The sequence below is a fragment of the Protofrankia sp. CiP3 genome (assembly GCF_917627345.1).
Lineage (GTDB): Bacteria > Actinomycetota > Actinomycetes > Frankiales > Frankiaceae > Protofrankia.
The window spans coordinates 1,130-14,553 of sequence record NZ_CAKJTM010000108.1 but is presented as its reverse complement, the minus strand read 5'-3'; the positions used below and the strand labels follow the sequence as shown (position 1 = coordinate 14,553).

Annotated in this window: 14 protein-coding genes and 1 pseudogene; 5 read left to right on the top strand and 10 right to left on the bottom strand. The window is 68.7% G+C overall.

All coding sequences use genetic code 11. The annotated features are described in order from the left end of the window. Window positions 1–110: 110 nt before the first annotated feature. The 5 genes from MJ797_RS22785 to MJ797_RS22765 all read right to left on the bottom strand — a co-directional run bounded on the left by MJ797_RS22785 (window position 111) and on the right by MJ797_RS22765 (window position 4,913). Window positions 111–1,439, bottom strand: coding sequence for a hypothetical protein (locus tag MJ797_RS22785; protein WP_239341037.1), 1,329 nt, complete (start codon window positions 1,437–1,439; stop codon window positions 111–113). A gap of 60 nt (window positions 1,440–1,499) precedes the next feature. After that, entirely contained in the window at window positions 1,500–2,825 is a 1,326-nt protein-coding gene (locus MJ797_RS22780; RefSeq protein ID WP_239341035.1) for a sensor histidine kinase KdpD, read from the bottom strand. After that, entirely contained in the window at window positions 2,822–3,478 is a 657-nt protein-coding gene (locus MJ797_RS22775) for a response regulator transcription factor (RefSeq protein WP_239341032.1), read from the bottom strand. The genes MJ797_RS22780 and MJ797_RS22775 overlap by 4 nt, the downstream gene beginning before the upstream one ends. Before the next feature lie 133 nt (window positions 3,479–3,611). Beyond that, window positions 3,612–4,526: a M56 family metallopeptidase gene (locus tag MJ797_RS22770; protein ID WP_239341030.1), complete on the bottom strand. Its 915-nt coding sequence runs from the start codon at window positions 4,524–4,526 to the stop codon at window positions 3,612–3,614. A 3-nt stretch (window positions 4,527–4,529) separates the two neighbouring features. After that, the gene (locus MJ797_RS22765; protein ID WP_239341027.1) at window positions 4,530–4,913 is read right to left on the bottom strand and encodes a BlaI/MecI/CopY family transcriptional regulator; all 384 of its coding nucleotides are present in this window, start codon (window positions 4,911–4,913) and stop codon (window positions 4,530–4,532) included. Window positions 4,914–5,000: 87 nt separating this feature from the next. On the opposite strand from MJ797_RS22765, the gene MJ797_RS22760 reads away from it, so the two are divergent. Then, a complete protein-coding gene (locus tag MJ797_RS22760) occupies window positions 5,001–5,855 on the top strand; it encodes a hypothetical protein (RefSeq protein WP_239341025.1) in 855 nt (284 codons plus the stop codon). Between the two features lie 209 nt (window positions 5,856–6,064). Here the strand turns inward: MJ797_RS22760 and MJ797_RS27100 are convergent, their stop codons facing one another. After that, window positions 6,065–6,991 (bottom strand): M48 family metalloprotease, encoded by a 927-nt coding sequence (locus MJ797_RS27100; RefSeq protein WP_255739406.1) that lies wholly within the window; start codon window positions 6,989–6,991, stop codon window positions 6,065–6,067. Then, window positions 6,988–7,389, bottom strand: a complete 402-nt coding sequence (locus tag MJ797_RS22745) for a BlaI/MecI/CopY family transcriptional regulator (RefSeq protein ID WP_239341023.1) — start codon at window positions 7,387–7,389, stop codon at window positions 6,988–6,990. The genes MJ797_RS27100 and MJ797_RS22745 overlap by 4 nt, the downstream gene beginning before the upstream one ends. Before the next feature lie 209 nt (window positions 7,390–7,598). Here MJ797_RS22745 and MJ797_RS22740 point away from each other — a divergent pair, with 209 nt between their 5' ends. Genes MJ797_RS22740 through MJ797_RS22730 form a run of 3 tightly spaced genes read left to right on the top strand, consistent with a single transcriptional unit; the run spans window position 7,599 to window position 9,966 of the window. After that, on the top strand, window positions 7,599–8,618 hold the full coding sequence (locus MJ797_RS22740) for an ABC transporter ATP-binding protein (protein ID WP_239341021.1): 1,020 nt from the start codon (window positions 7,599–7,601) through the stop codon (window positions 8,616–8,618). Next, window positions 8,615–9,496, top strand: a complete 882-nt coding sequence (locus tag MJ797_RS22735) for an ABC transporter permease (protein ID WP_239341019.1) — start codon at window positions 8,615–8,617, stop codon at window positions 9,494–9,496. Before MJ797_RS22740 ends, MJ797_RS22735 begins: the two co-directional genes overlap by 4 nt. 5 nt (window positions 9,497–9,501) lie before the next feature. After that, window positions 9,502–9,966, top strand: coding sequence for a hypothetical protein (locus MJ797_RS22730; RefSeq protein ID WP_239341017.1), 465 nt, complete (start codon window positions 9,502–9,504; stop codon window positions 9,964–9,966). A gap of 356 nt (window positions 9,967–10,322) precedes the next feature. On the opposite strand, the pseudogene MJ797_RS22725 reads toward MJ797_RS22730, so the two are convergent. The 3 genes and pseudogenes from MJ797_RS22725 to MJ797_RS22715 form a co-directional block, all read right to left on the bottom strand. Beyond that, window positions 10,323–10,541 (bottom strand): annotated as a pseudogene (locus MJ797_RS22725) (Fe-Mn family superoxide dismutase); the annotation flags it as partial. A 335-nt stretch (window positions 10,542–10,876) separates the two neighbouring features. Further along, complete coding sequence (locus MJ797_RS22720) at window positions 10,877–11,197, bottom strand: DUF6247 family protein (protein ID WP_239341015.1); 321 nt, start codon at window positions 11,195–11,197, stop codon at window positions 10,877–10,879. A gap of 237 nt (window positions 11,198–11,434) precedes the next feature. After that, complete coding sequence (locus tag MJ797_RS22715) at window positions 11,435–13,183, bottom strand: ATP-binding protein (protein WP_239341013.1); 1,749 nt, start codon at window positions 13,181–13,183, stop codon at window positions 11,435–11,437. A gap of 45 nt (window positions 13,184–13,228) precedes the next feature. On the opposite strand from MJ797_RS22715, the gene MJ797_RS22710 reads away from it, so the two are divergent. After that, on the top strand, window positions 13,229–13,424 hold a 196-nt coding region (locus MJ797_RS22710), incomplete at its 3' end, for a hypothetical protein (protein WP_239341011.1).

Below are 13,424 nucleotides of genomic sequence, written 5' to 3'. Positions count from 1 at the left end.
AACAACTTCCGGCGGCGACCACTAAGCCGGGGGCGGAGGTGGCGCTCCGCCCGATCTACCAGACAGTCAGCTACCTACCGCGACGAATCGCTATACGGAAAGGTTCATGGTCATTCGGGGCCGAGCGCGGTGAGCAACGCGGTTAGCGCGGTCCTCTCTCCGTCCGAGTTGGGACTCGTTGCTCGGAGTGCGCGCAGCACCGTATCAATTTTTCCATCGATCTTGGTCCAGGTGGCTTTGTCCTTCGGTTTCAGGCGTGCTTCGCCTTTGTCCCATTCGGTTTCGAGATCAGTGATGCGGGCCGTGGCGCCAGACTGGTTGCCGGCGTTCAGGAGATCCAGCGTGTCCTGTGTGATTTTTCGGAACTTCGAGAGGTCGCCGAGGGGCGAGGATTGTGCTGTCTGGCCCCTGCTGGGGGCCGGCTGTGCTATTTGGTTCCCGAAGGGGGCCGGCTGTATTGGCTGCCCCTCGAAGGGGGTCGGCTGCGTGACGGGAGCCGAGTCTGACGTGTCTTTTTGAAGGGAGGACTTGCGCAGGAAGTAGCCCGTTCCTGCGGTAGCAAGAACAAGCGCCACGACGATGACTGTTTGCCACGGTGCTCCTCGTCGCATGGTCTCGTCAGTGTCAACAGCAGACGCACTCGGGATGACATCGGCTTTCGTCACCGAGAAATAAACGACGATGCCGAGAATGCCGGCCGAAAAAATGAAGCTCGTCACCGTCGCACCCAGGCCCAGGCCACCCTCCCCTGGTGACTGAGAGAGGTAGTCGCCGATCGACGCTCCAAGCGGGCGGGTCATGATGTAGATGATCCAGAAGGAAAGAATCGGATCGAGCCCGAATCGCCACCCAATCGCCATGATGGCGATCAGCGATACCACGATGATTCCCGTCATCAGGTAGCCGATCCCGAGCACCTCGGCCATGAGATCGCCGGTTGCCGTACCGAGCGCGAAGGTGACGAGAATTGTAAGCCAGTAGAATGCTTCTCGTCGTCTGGTGAAGATGGAATGAATGGAGAGCGTCTTCTCGGTCAGATACCATGCGAGGAAGGAGAGAGCAAGCAGGGCGCCGAAGATCAGGGTGCTTGTTTCGAGTGGCACGCCGACGCTGTCCGTGAGGTTATCGGTCACCAGTGTGCCGAAGACGCTTACGAGCGCTACCGTCAGCCAGTATATGCCCGGTATGTAGCGGTGCGTTCTGAACTGGAAGATCAGAGCGACGGTGAGCAGGACGCCGGTGACGACGGATGTACCCGTCAGGCCAAGGTTCAGGTTGACGTTGAGGAAGTCGGCGGCCGATTCACCAACTGTCGTACAGAGCACTTTGATGATCCAGAAGTAGATGGTGACTTCTGGGACTTTGCTGAGCATCTGCCGGCCTCGCAACGATGCCGGGGAACTGTCGTCGTTCACGGCGAGGCGCGTAGGAGTCGTCATGCTGCCACGGTGGCTCAGCAGGCCTGAACAAATCCTGACCACATCGGCGTCAGAGGCGTGTCACGCTCCGGGCAGCGACAGTTCAACAGCCGCGCCGGGCCCGCCGTCAAAAGCCCGTACGCTCCCGCCGGCAGCGGCTGCGAGGCGGTGGACAAGCGCCAGTCCAAGCCCCGCCCCGTCGTGGCCGTCGTGCGGGTCCGCGCGCCAGCCCGGCTCGAACAGGTGCGCCGCCGTGTTGGCGCCAAGCCCGGGTCCGTCGTCACGGATGTCGATGCGGAGCTGGCCGGCGACGACCCATGCCACCACGTGCACCTGGGTGTGTGCGTAGCGGCGGGCGTTGTCCAGCACCGGCGACAACATCCGCTCGAGCAGGCCGGCATCCACCCCCGCAAGCGTGCTGGCGGGCACCGACATCACCAGTTCCGGCGGGGCACTCCACCGCCTGGCAAGTCCTTGCACCACCTCGCCGACGTCGCACCGGTCGGGCAGTCCACCAACGCCCGTGCGGGCGGCGGCCATGAGGGTGTCGAGGATGACCGTCATCCGGTTCGCCGCGTCGGCGATCGGGGGCAGTGCCCGGTCGAACTCGGCCACTTCGCGTGGCCGGCTCTGCAGCAGGCTGATCTCGGCGACCATGGCGGCCAGCGGGGTACGCAGTTCATGTGACAGGTGATCGCTGAACGCCTGCTCGTGGCGCAGAACCGCGCTGACTCGGTCCAGGAGACTGTCGAGCGTCGCGGCGAGCCGGGCGAGTTCGGCCGGTCTGGGCGCGGCTCCGAACCGGTGGTCGGAGGCATCCGCGCTCCACCGGCCTGCCTGCTCGGTCATCTCCTCGACCGGGCGCAACGCACGGTCGGTGCTGACCCGTATCACCAGGTATACGCCGACGAGCAGGAGCAGAGCCAGCAGCAGGCTGCCGACGACAGCGATCTTCTCGGTCTGCCGGTAGGGGGCCAGCGACAGGCTGACGACGACGGTGGCCGCCTGCCGGCCCTGCAATGTCACCGGTAGCGCGAACAACCGGACCGGAGAGGCGCCATCCGTCGTCACTGTCCGCTCGCCCATGCCGGTCAGGGCGCTGGCCTGGCCCAGTAACGCGGCCCCGCCGGGTGGCTCCTCCACCGCCCGGCCACCCGCGAAGATCCACGTTCCGGTATCGATCGCGCTGTCATCGCCTACGTCACGGATGGAGACCACACCGCCGGTGAAGACCTCGACGGTGCTGGCGACAGCCTCTGCCCGTGTCCGCAGCACAGTGTCGGCCTGCTGCCGCAGCTGCGCGCTGAGCGCGGCATTGAACGCCACGGTCAGCGCCGTGAGCCAGCCCGCGGTGGTCACGACCGCCACCACCGCGATCCGGCCCCGCAGCGTCGAAGGCCCTCTCACGTGAACTGGTACCCGACACCATGGACAGTCGTGATTGCCCGCGAATCGTCCACCAGCGCCAACTTGCGGCGAAGCTTCGCGACATACTGATCCAGGGTGTTGTCGTAGACGATCGCCCCGGTGGGCCAACCCGCGTCCACCAGCTCCCGCCGCCTCACCACCTCGCTGGGCGACGCCATCAGCCGGGCAAGGACTCGGTACTCCGTCGGGGTCAGACGCACGTTCGTGGTCGCGGCGGCCAGTACATGGCCGCGCGGGTCCAGACGCAGACCGCCAGACACCGAGACAGGCGAGGGCCTGGCCCGTCTCAGCAGGCTCCCCAACCGGGCCACGAGCTCAGCAAAGTGGAACGGCTTCGCGACGTACTCATCCCCGCCGGCCGCGAAACCCGAAACAAGGTCGGTGATATTCCCCCTCGCGGTGAGGAACAGGACCGGGACGTGCACACCACGCGCACGCAGGGCCTGACACACGTCCCGGCCGTCAGAATCCGGCAGGCCCACGTCCATCACGACCACGTCGAAACCGCTGTCGTCGGTGAACCGCGACAGGGCGGACGACCCGTCGGCCACCGCAGTCACGACCGCGCCCTGCTCACGCAGGCCGCGGGCCAGGACACCGCGCAACGCCGGGTCGTCCTCCACGATCAGCACCCGCGATCCCTCCACAGCCGCCAGTATGCATACGGCGCCGCCGGCGCAAGAGCGCACGGCAACAGGGCCGTTGATCAGGAAGTGGGGCTGGGGAGCGTGCATCGCGAGGCGGAGGAGGGAGGCACCCTGCTTTTCATGATCGGGAACGGATCGCGTTTTCGGCGGCTTCGAACAGTTCGTTGACATCATGTCCGGCTTTCAACGCGCATGCGGCGGCCATGGTCAGCAGGAGCAGCGGCACGACGGCGGGGGCCCAGCGCCCTCGGGGCGGCGGTGCCAGTAACGCCTCGATCCGGGCGGAGACCTGCCCGTCGGTGAAACCCGCCGTGGTCAGGGCGTTGTCGTGCCGGGCGAGGGCAGCACGGGCGACGGCCTGCGCGGTCAGCCGTCGATCGCCGGTCGCGGCAGCGGCCGTCTCGTCCGCCCACCGCTCCAGAGCCTGGTCGCAGGCAGCCACCAGCGGCCGGGTCAGCGGGCAGGTCGCGGCGGCCAGCCGCACCGCGAACCGGAAGAGCCAGTGCGCGTGGTCAAGGTGGCAGCGTTCGTGGGCCAGCAACACCCGCTGTTCGGCAGGGGGCAATGCCTTGAGCATCCCGGAACTGACCACGATCCGTCCCGGCCAGCCGGGCACCGCCACCGCGGCGGGGGTGGGATCGTCAATGACGACGAGCGTCCCGGCGCACGCGGCGTGCCGGTAGGCGGGAAGCCAGCGGCGTGCCTCGACGGCCAGCCGCCATGCCAGCGTGCCGCACCCGGCCACTCCCACCGCGACGGCGACCCACGCCGCAACCGAAGCCGCCGGTGGTACCGGGTCGCCGGCACCGACCAGGCTGGCCGACCAGCGGCCGAGCGCCGCGACCGGTGGCACCTGCCCGACCAACAGAAGCGTCAGCAGACCGACAACCACGATCCACACCGCCGCGGTGCCGAGGGCGGCTGCGGCCAGCAGGAGCGCCGCTCGTGGGGGCGGCAGGCGCCGGGCCGCCGGCCGGGCGACCGCCAGCAGCACGAGCGCCGCCGCGCCGGCCAGGCAGATAGCCAGCCGCACCGGTCAGCTCTCCGGCCGGGGCCGGTCGAGCAGATCGCGCAGCACCTGCTCCTCGCCGGGGTTCAGCGTGTCGACGAACCGGGCCAGCACCCCGGCTGGATCGTCGACCTGTTCCAGCAGCCCGCGCATCCGCTGGGCGGTGAACTCGGCCGTGCTCTGCGCAGGCTGGTAGACGAACGTGCGCCCGTCCGCCGTCCGGGTCACCACGCCCTTGGCGTGCAGCCGGTTGAGGATGGTCATCACCGTCGTGTAGGCCAGGCCCCCGCCGATGGCGGTCTGTACCTCACCCGGCGACATCGCCCTTTCGGCGGCCCACAACACCGCCAGCACCTCAGCTTCCAGCTGTCCGGGCCGGCGCCGCGGCCCGTCACCCGATCGGGTTGTCACATCCGTCAACCTACTCCGCCTGTAGTAGTTTGTAGCAGCCATGTTGGCTGCCTGAAGTGCCCCCGCCGCCGATCCAGAAAGACAGCGATGCCTCCTTTGCCGGACAGCCAGACCCGCAGCCGCGAGCCCCTCGCTCCCAAGGTTCCGGAGATCACAGCATTGTTCTGGGTCGTCAAAATTCTGACGACGGGCATGGGCGAGGCGGCCTCGGACTACCTCGCGCACGTCAACCTGGTGCTCGCGGGCGCGATCGGCCTCCTCGGCTTCACGTTCGCACTCTGGTTGCAGTTCCGGGTCCGCAGTTACTCCGCTCCCGTCTACTGGTTCGCGGTGATGATGGTCGCGGTCTTCGGCACCATGGTCGCCGACGGGCCACCCATCGGCCACATCGGTTCGACGGTCCTCTACCTCGTGCTCCTCGCGGCTGTCTTCTACATGTGGCACCGCAGTGAGGGAACGCTGTCGATCCACAGCATCGTGACCCGCCGCCGGGAGACCTACTACTGGCTGACCGTGCTCGCGACCTTCGCGCTGGGCACCGCCGCCGGCGATCTCACCGCGGACTCCTTGCGCTTTGGCTATCTGCCCTCAGGCATCCTGTTCGCAGTGATCATTTTGGTGCCGGTGGTCGCCTGGTGGCGGTTCGGGCTGAACGAGGTCGTCGCCTTCTGGTTCGCCTACGTAGTGACCCGGCCGCTGGGTGCCTCGTTCGCCGACTGGCTCGGCAAGCCGGCGAAAAGGTCCGGTGTGGGCCTCGGCGACGGCCTGGTCGCCCTCACCGCTTTCGTTGTGATTGTTAGCCTGGTTGGCTACCTGACAGTGACGCGCAGTGACATCCAACGCGGCGGTGTCGACGACGGAGCCATCAGAAACATCGATCCGCAGGACCCGGCCTTTCCCCAGCAGGTACGGCCGCGGTTCCGTCCAGCCGACATCGACTGAGAGCGCCCGAGGATAGGGCGTTCGATCAGTGAGCGGCTCATCCGTGCCCGGTCCGGCAAGGCGGAGGAGGAAGGCGCCCTGGTGCTGGGCGCCGACTGACGACAACGCGGCCGGGCGGGATGCGGGGAGCCGCGAGCCGGACAGTCCTATCCTCGGGCGCTCTGAATGCAGATCTGCGAGCGGGATGTCGCGGGCTGTCTGGCGACCGGTCAGGATCGGTGCGCGTAGGTTGCCTGCGCGCGTTCAAACCGGCCTTCGGTTGTATGGGCGGTGTCGACCGCGGCGGCTGCGGTGGCCAGGACGAGCGCGGCGAGGGCAATCGCCAGGGCCGGCCGCGGTTTCGGGGGCGGGTCCAGCAAGGCCCGCGCTCGGTGGGCGAGGTCGGTGTGCACGGCGCCGAGCGCCACGGTCGGAGCGGCCAGTGTGCTGGTGCGGGCGAGGCCGGCTCGGGCCAGGGCTCGGGCGACCACAGCCCGATCTTCGGCGATAGCGGCGGCGTCCTCGTCGGCCCAGCGTTCGACGGCGAGGCGCACGGCGGCTGCGGGTGTCCGCAGCAGCGGATTGGCGGCGGCGGCGAGGCTGGCGAGCTGGGTGTAGGCGTGGTGGCGGTGGCGCAGGTGGGAGTGTTCGTGGGCGAGCAGCACCCGGCGTTCGTCGGCGGGCAGCGCGCGCAGCATCGCCGTGGAGACCACGATCCGGCCGGTGAGCCCGGGCAGGGTGTAGGCGTCGGGATGGTCGTCGTCGACGATGACGAGGCCGGTGGGGGCGGGGCCCAGCCGTCGGCAGGTGAATTCGGCGGCGGCGAGGTCCTGGCCGACGAGGACGGCGCGGCGGGCGGCGCTGGCGGCCAGCCCGGCGACGGTGAATGCCGGCAGCAGCCCGGCCGTGGCGGGCAGCGGGTCGTGGCCGCGGACAACAGCGGCTGACCAGTGCCCGACCGCGGTGAGCGGGGGCAGCGGGGCGAGCAGGGTGAAGGCCGCGGTCGCCAGGATGAAGCCGGTGGCCAGGGCGGTCACCAGGCAGGCGGTGGTCAGCAGCCGGGTGGCGGCGGCGGGCGGCAGCCGCCGGCCGAGCCGGCCGCCGCTGACGGTCAGCAGCAGGCTGGTGACGAACGGGATCAGCGCGACGGCCGTCACCGCCGCTGCCCGTCGTCCGAGCCGGCGTGGGTGTGGTGGCTGGCGAGGATGTCGGCGAGGAGCTGTTCGTCTTCCGGACGCAGGTCCGCGACGAAGCGGGCCAGCGCTTCGGCCCGGTTGGCGCCGGCGCCGAGCAGGCGGGTCATCTGTCGGGCGGTGAGGGCGGCGTCGAGGGTGTCCGGGCCGGCAGCCAGTGCGTAGGTGTAGGAGCGGCCTGCCGGCTGCCGGGTGAGGGCGCCTTTGTCGTGCAGGCGGGCGAGGGTGGTCATCACGGTGGTGTAGGCCAGCGGTTCGCCGAGTTCGGCGAGTGTCTCGGCCGGGGTGAGCGGACGGCCGGCCGCCGCGATCGCGGCGAGCACCTCACGTTCGAGCGCTCCCGGCTCCCGCCTCTTCGCCAACTGCCCCTCCGTCCCTCACTACTATCAGGTCGATAGTACGAGCTGGTGGGTCGTTGGCGCACTCGGCCCGCCACGCCGGCCGTCGTTGTGAGGGAGCCGGTCGTCGGCTCGCTCCCCGAGGGGTCCAGGTTCGCGATCGGACTTGCCGCGTGCCACCTTCACGCGGCAATCTACTATTCGATGAGTAGTAGATACTCGAAGGAGGGCGTATGGCGGCTGGCGTACCGGCGGTAGAGGCCACCGGTCTGGTCAAACGGTTCGGCGGCCTCACCGCGGTGGATCATGTTGATCTACAGGTGGACGTCGGGGAGGTGTACGGCATCCTCGGCCCGAACGGGGCGGGCAAGACGACGTTCCTACGGATGCTGTTCGGGCTGATCCGCCCGGACGCCGGGGAGCTGCGGCTGTTCGGCCGCAGCTGGGCGCAGGCTGGCCCGGCGATGTTGGACGGGGTTGCGGGGTTCATCGAAAGCCCGCGGTTCTACCCGTACCTGTCGGGACGGCGGAACCTGGCGTTGCTGGCCGGGCTCGACGGCGGTGGGGCCGACAGCCGGATCGGCGAGGTCCTCACCCTGGTCGACCTTGCCGGCCGGGCCGAGGACAAGGTCGGCGGCTACTCGTTCGGGATGCGTCAGCGGCTCGGGGTGGCCGCGTCCCTGCTGCGCGACCCGCGGCTGCTCGTCCTCGACGAGCCGGCCAACGGGCTGGACCCGGCCGGTATCCGTGACATGCGCGCCCTGGTCAAACGGCTTGCCGCGGGTGGGCTGACCGTGCTGCTGAGCAGCCACAACATGGATGAGGTCGAGGAGATCTGCGACAACGTCACGATCATGCGTACCGGCCGGGTCGTCTATCACGGTTCGATCAGCCAGCTGCGTGCCCAAGCGCCCGACCCATCCCACCGGCTGACGACCAGCGACGATGACCGGGCGCTGGACCTGGCTATCGACCGCCCCGGTGTCGCCGTGTCGGTCCACCCGGACGGCGGGCTGGCGTTGCGCGCCCAGCCCGCCGCCGCGGACGCCTACATCATCACCCTTGGCCGGGCGGGTATCGCCGTACGGACCCTCGGGCTGGAGGTCGCGCCGCTGGAGTCGCTGTTCTTCATGCTCACCGAACCCGACCGGCCCGCCGCGGGCATGTCCGTCGTCGGCATGTCCGCCGCTGACATGCCGGCCGCTGACATCCCCGCCCCGCGGCCGCACGCTCGCACCGGAGGGGCCCGATGAGCACCGCGGCCATGACGACGACCACTACGCCCCCGGCAACCATCGAGACCGGTCCGGCCGGCCGTGGCCGGGTGACGACCGCCTACCGGTGGGAGGTCACGAAACTCGCCGCCCAGGCCCGTACCCGCGTCACGCTCGCCGTCTGCCTGGCCGCGCCGTTCGTGTTCGTGGTGCTGCTCGACCGCCAGGACCGCCTTCCCAAGGACACCCTGTACGGCCGGTGGCTACACGCCAGCGGCTTCGCCACCCCACTGCTCATCCTCGGGTTCGCCGCCCAATGGGTGTTCCCGCTGCTGACCAGCCTGGTCGCTGGGGACATCTTCGCCAGCGAGGACCAGCACGGCACCTGGAAGACGATCCTGACCCGCTCACACAGCCGCACCCAGATCTTCTGGGCGAAAACGCTGGCCGCGGCTACGTTCGCCGCCCTTGTCCTTGCCGTCCTGGCGGTCAGCTGCCTGGCCGCGGGCGTCCTGCTGGTCGGCCATCAGCCACTGGAAAGCCTGTCGGGTACCCTGCTGCCCTCGGGCCGTGCCGCGGAGCTGGTGCTCGCGGCGTGGGCGAGCGCGTTGCTGCCGCTGTTCGGGTTCACCGCCCTCGGGATCATGCTGTCGGTGCTCACCCGCAGCAGCCCCGCCGGGATCGTCGGCCCGATCATCCTCGGGCTGCTCATGCAGCTCTACGCGTTCCTCAACGGCGCGGACACGATCCGCCACCTGCTGCTGGTCACCCCGTTCGACGCCTGGCACGGCCTGCTGGCGGCGCATCCGTACTACGGGCAACTGGATCAGGGTGCGCTGGTCAGCGCCGGCTACATCACAAGCTGCCTGGCCGTCGCCTACCTGGCGCTGCGCCGGCGCGACATCACCGGAGGATGATCCGTATGCGACGACTCGCCATCCGTGTCCGAATGCCCCGTGTGCTCCTCGCGGCCGGCGCCGCGGCCGCGCTGGCCGCCGTTCTGGGCGGCTGCGCCACCGATGTCACCCGGCCGCGGGTGGAAGGCTCTCTCGGTTCCGTCTTCGCCAACCTCTACGTCCAACAGCAGGCGCTGCTCGGTCACCCCGGGCTCACCCCGGCCGCGGTCGCTACGAAAGCCAGCTGCCAACGGAGCACCCCGGGAACGCAGGACAAGGGCGCGGGCAGTGACTGGGCCTGCCAGGTCCGCTGGACCGACGGCGCCGGGAAGAACCAGGACGGCAAGTTCGAGCTGCAGGTGCGATCCAACGGCTGTTACCAGGCCGGTGGCCCAGCTAAGATCGTCGGTCCCGGCACCATCCACAGCACTACCGGCAAGGACGTCATCAACCCGGTGTTCGAGTTCGACGGCTGCTTCGACACCACCTGAACCACCGGCGGTGATCGCGGTCGGCGCGGCCGGGCCCCTGACCGCCGCCCTTGCGACGCTGGACGTCGTCGGCGGCTGGACCTTCGAGCGGTGTCGAGCCTGGCCGATCCGTCGACAGTGCACCGTCACCTCCGGCTGTCCGGGACCGGCCCCAATGGCTGGCTGTCCGGGACGGAGGCTGGCGATCCGATCTCCGGCTTTATCCCCCCGCAGCTGGAGCCGGGCGCGAGCGGTGGCCTTCACAGCCGCGCCTGGCGTGTCACTCGTTGTGGGGGCTCGTCTTCGATGGCGGGACACCCTGCCGGCTGGGTGGGATGTGAGCCCTCCCTGCCGACAGGGTGTTGGGCGCGGGGCCTCTACGCGGGGCTGGGCCAGGCCGGGCTGATCTGCTTGGCGGTGGTGTAGCGGGCGGCGACGTCGGCCCAGTTGACGATGTCCCACAGGGCGGTGACGTAGTCGGCCTTGATGTTCTTGTACTGCAGGTACCAGGCGTGCTCCCAGGCGTCGAAGGCCAGCAGCGTGGTGTTGCCGATGCCGACGTTGCTCTGGTGGTCGTAGACCTGTTCGACGAGCAGTCCGACTGATCGTCTGACTTGAGGTGGCGAACCACAGCCGACTGCCCGGCCCGGTACCGAACCGCTCCAGGTATGCAGGAGCGCGGTCAGCCGACCCAGGCGACGCGGAGCACGGTGATGGTGATCAAGCGGTCTTCGATGGTGTAGAGGATGACGCCCCAGCCATCGCCGAACGTCGCCGTCCACTGGTCTTCAGGCTTGCTGTAGATGCCGTACGCGCGGGGGTCGGACGCCAGGCGCCCCAGCGCCGTATCGAGCTGGTGGCGTGCTTCGGCCGGACAGCGAGTCCCGTTGCTCACGGGCGTAGTCGACCCAGCGGACGGCGTAGGTGGCCATCAGACCGTGCGGGACGGCGCGTATGGATGGCCAGGCGGGTACCAGGTTTCAGCGATCACAGTGGGGTCGCCGGCTGCGATGCGGCGCCGGTCGGCGTCGACGCCGGTCTGGATCTCCGGGTTGGCGCACAGCAACGCCTGCGGCCACCAGCGGTCGATGACCTTCTGCGCGGCAGCGAGGTCGAGGTCATCGTCGACGCGGGCGAGCGCGGCGCGGAACTCAGCTTCGAACTCGGCGCGGCGGTCCGGATCGAGCGCGGCGCGGACCGCCGGTCCGGTCCGTTCCACCCGGTTCCGGACCCCGTAGATCGGGGTCGTCACGTCGGCGCTGCCCATTTCACCATTGTGCGCGCACCCCACCCACCTCAACCCGGGTGGCCGCACCCACCTTTCGATCGGGAGAGCCCGCGATCGCCAGGCGCGAGGCCGGCCTGTGCGTCGAGGCGTGAGCCCCCGACTGCTCGACGCGCCGCATGGGACACGTGGCGGTTTCAGGGAGTCAGCCCATCACGCTAATGGTCAAGTACTCACGCCGTCACAGGCGGGCACGACATCCCGTCAGTCGCGGTCTGTGCCTTCGGATTGGAAGAGTAGATCCTGGTAGGTGCGGCGGTATCGAACGTGTCTGCTCTTGAGGCTGCTACCGACGATGTCGACCGAGCCTTCGTCCCGCATGATCTTCAGCCATCGTCGGATGGTCTGGTCGCGCAGACCGGTCCGGGTAACGAGTTCGGAGCGTGAGAGAGTCTCGTTTCCGAGGGCGACGAGCAGCTCCGGTCGGCGGTCGGCCCGAGAGGACTGGCCTTTCGTTGAGGTTGTTCGCCAGGACAGCTGGTACCTGGCCCAGCGGCGGGTTCCGGTCTGGGTGACGAGTTCGCGAGCGACCAGGTCCCGAAGCTCGCTGGTGGCGACACGGGAGTCGACGCCAGTCGCGTTGCGGTAGGCGCGATTGTCAAGGATTTCTTCCTGGCGTAGGAGCGCGAGGGCGACGCATTGGCTGTCGGTCAGGCCCTTCCCACCCAACCCGGTGATCCAGGCGACGGTCTCCTCGCCGAGCAGGGTGTGGTTGGGGAAGACGACGACAAACGACGAGATCTTGTCGTTGAAGTCCGGTGGGCTCATTCCCGCGGTGAGCAGCGAGTCGAGCATGGCACGGATGCCCGACCCGCGGTTCTCGCAGACGGTGCGGGTCTCGCCGGGCAGCGGGACATCTTCGAGGATCTTGATGAGGGTGGCGTTGCGGGCTGAGGAGATACCGTCTTCGCCGAGACTGTCGACCGTGACAGGGCCGAACAGACCGCCCGGATTACGGATCACCAGGCGGTCGGGGTACATCTCGACCTGGACTTGGGCGCCTCGAGCGCCCCCGGACAGGTCGCGGTGGACCAGCGCGTTGACGACAGCCTCACGCAGAGCGGCCTCTGGGTACTCCCAGACGTCCTGCCGGCCCGCACCCCCGACGACAGCCCGACGAGACATGTTCCGGCGGACGGTGGCCAGCGTGTCGCGGACCATGACCGGGACCGGGCCTTCCAACGTCACGTTGTCCAGGAACCGCTCGGTGGACCGGCCGCCGGTCTCCGTCGGGTAGTGGACGAAGGTGACCATCAGCTGCGGGAAGTGCTCCTGCGGATAGCTGCCCAGGGCGAGCAGGCCTCCCAGCGACGCCACGTCCTCGCCGCTGTCTCCAGTCACGAGCACCTTGGCGCGACGCAGCACGGCCAAGCGGTCCAAGTCCTTGAACGCGTATGGCCTGCTGGTCCTCAGCCGGGCGACCAACGCATCGACCATGGCCGTATCCAGATGATCGAGACCAACGCCAGAGACTGTTTGCTCGTCCTCACGAGGCTGACCACGTGAGGAGAGCATCATCTGGACCTCGTAGGCCGACAGTCGACGATCACCGTCGCTGACCCTGACGTAGCTGCCCTTGGTGATGCCGGCCCCACGCGAGTAGCAGGGCTTCCGTGCGGGATCGAGCTCGGGGACCTCGGCGACCAGGATCTGGGTGCCCTCGAAGTCGTGGACCTTGATCAACGGTCGGAGCGGCGGTTCCATGTCTTCGGAGCACATGGAACCAAGATCAGCTGCGAGCTTCGCCGGATCGGGAAGTCCCGTCGGTGCGAAGCCCCGGGTCTCGTCCAGACCAAGGACGACCACCCCGCCTCGCGTGTTCGCGAACCCGGAGAGAGTCTCGCGCAGCGACTTCGGCAGTCCGCCGTGGGCCTTCTTCACCTCCACGTCGGCGATGTCCGTACCGATGGTGCGAAGGTTGTCGACGATCTCCGCGAGCTCGACGTCGAGCATCCATCCTCCTCACCAGCTAACACACTAGCTAGCATGATAGTTGGCATGAACTGCGGCCGGGTGCCGGTGTCGGGTGTCCGGCCGACCGACCGGCCGCCGACGGTTCCAGCGGTGGACCGGGCTGGGCTGTGGCACGCCTTCCAGCGCCTGCACCGCGTCGTCGATGTGCGCTGCTGCGGCTGCTGCCCCACAGTGACCGTGCTAAGTGGTCGGCGCCGGAAGTTCATCCAGGGCCTGCCTG

Coding starts and splice junctions, on each gene's coding strand:
- MJ797_RS22785 (WP_239341037.1), bottom strand. CDS start 1,439: ATGACGACTCCTACGCGCCTCGCCGTGAACGACGACAGTTCCCCGGCA.
- MJ797_RS22760 (WP_239341025.1), top strand. CDS start 5,001: ATGCCTCCTTTGCCGGACAGCCAGACCCGCAGCCGCGAGCCCCTCGCT.
- MJ797_RS22715 (WP_239341013.1), bottom strand. CDS start 13,183: ATGCTCGACGTCGAGCTCGCGGAGATCGTCGACAACCTTCGCACCATC.
- MJ797_RS22740 (WP_239341021.1), top strand. CDS start 7,599: ATGGCGGCTGGCGTACCGGCGGTAGAGGCCACCGGTCTGGTCAAACGG.
- MJ797_RS22735 (WP_239341019.1), top strand. CDS start 8,615: ATGAGCACCGCGGCCATGACGACGACCACTACGCCCCCGGCAACCATC.
- MJ797_RS22730 (WP_239341017.1), top strand. CDS start 9,502: ATGCGACGACTCGCCATCCGTGTCCGAATGCCCCGTGTGCTCCTCGCG.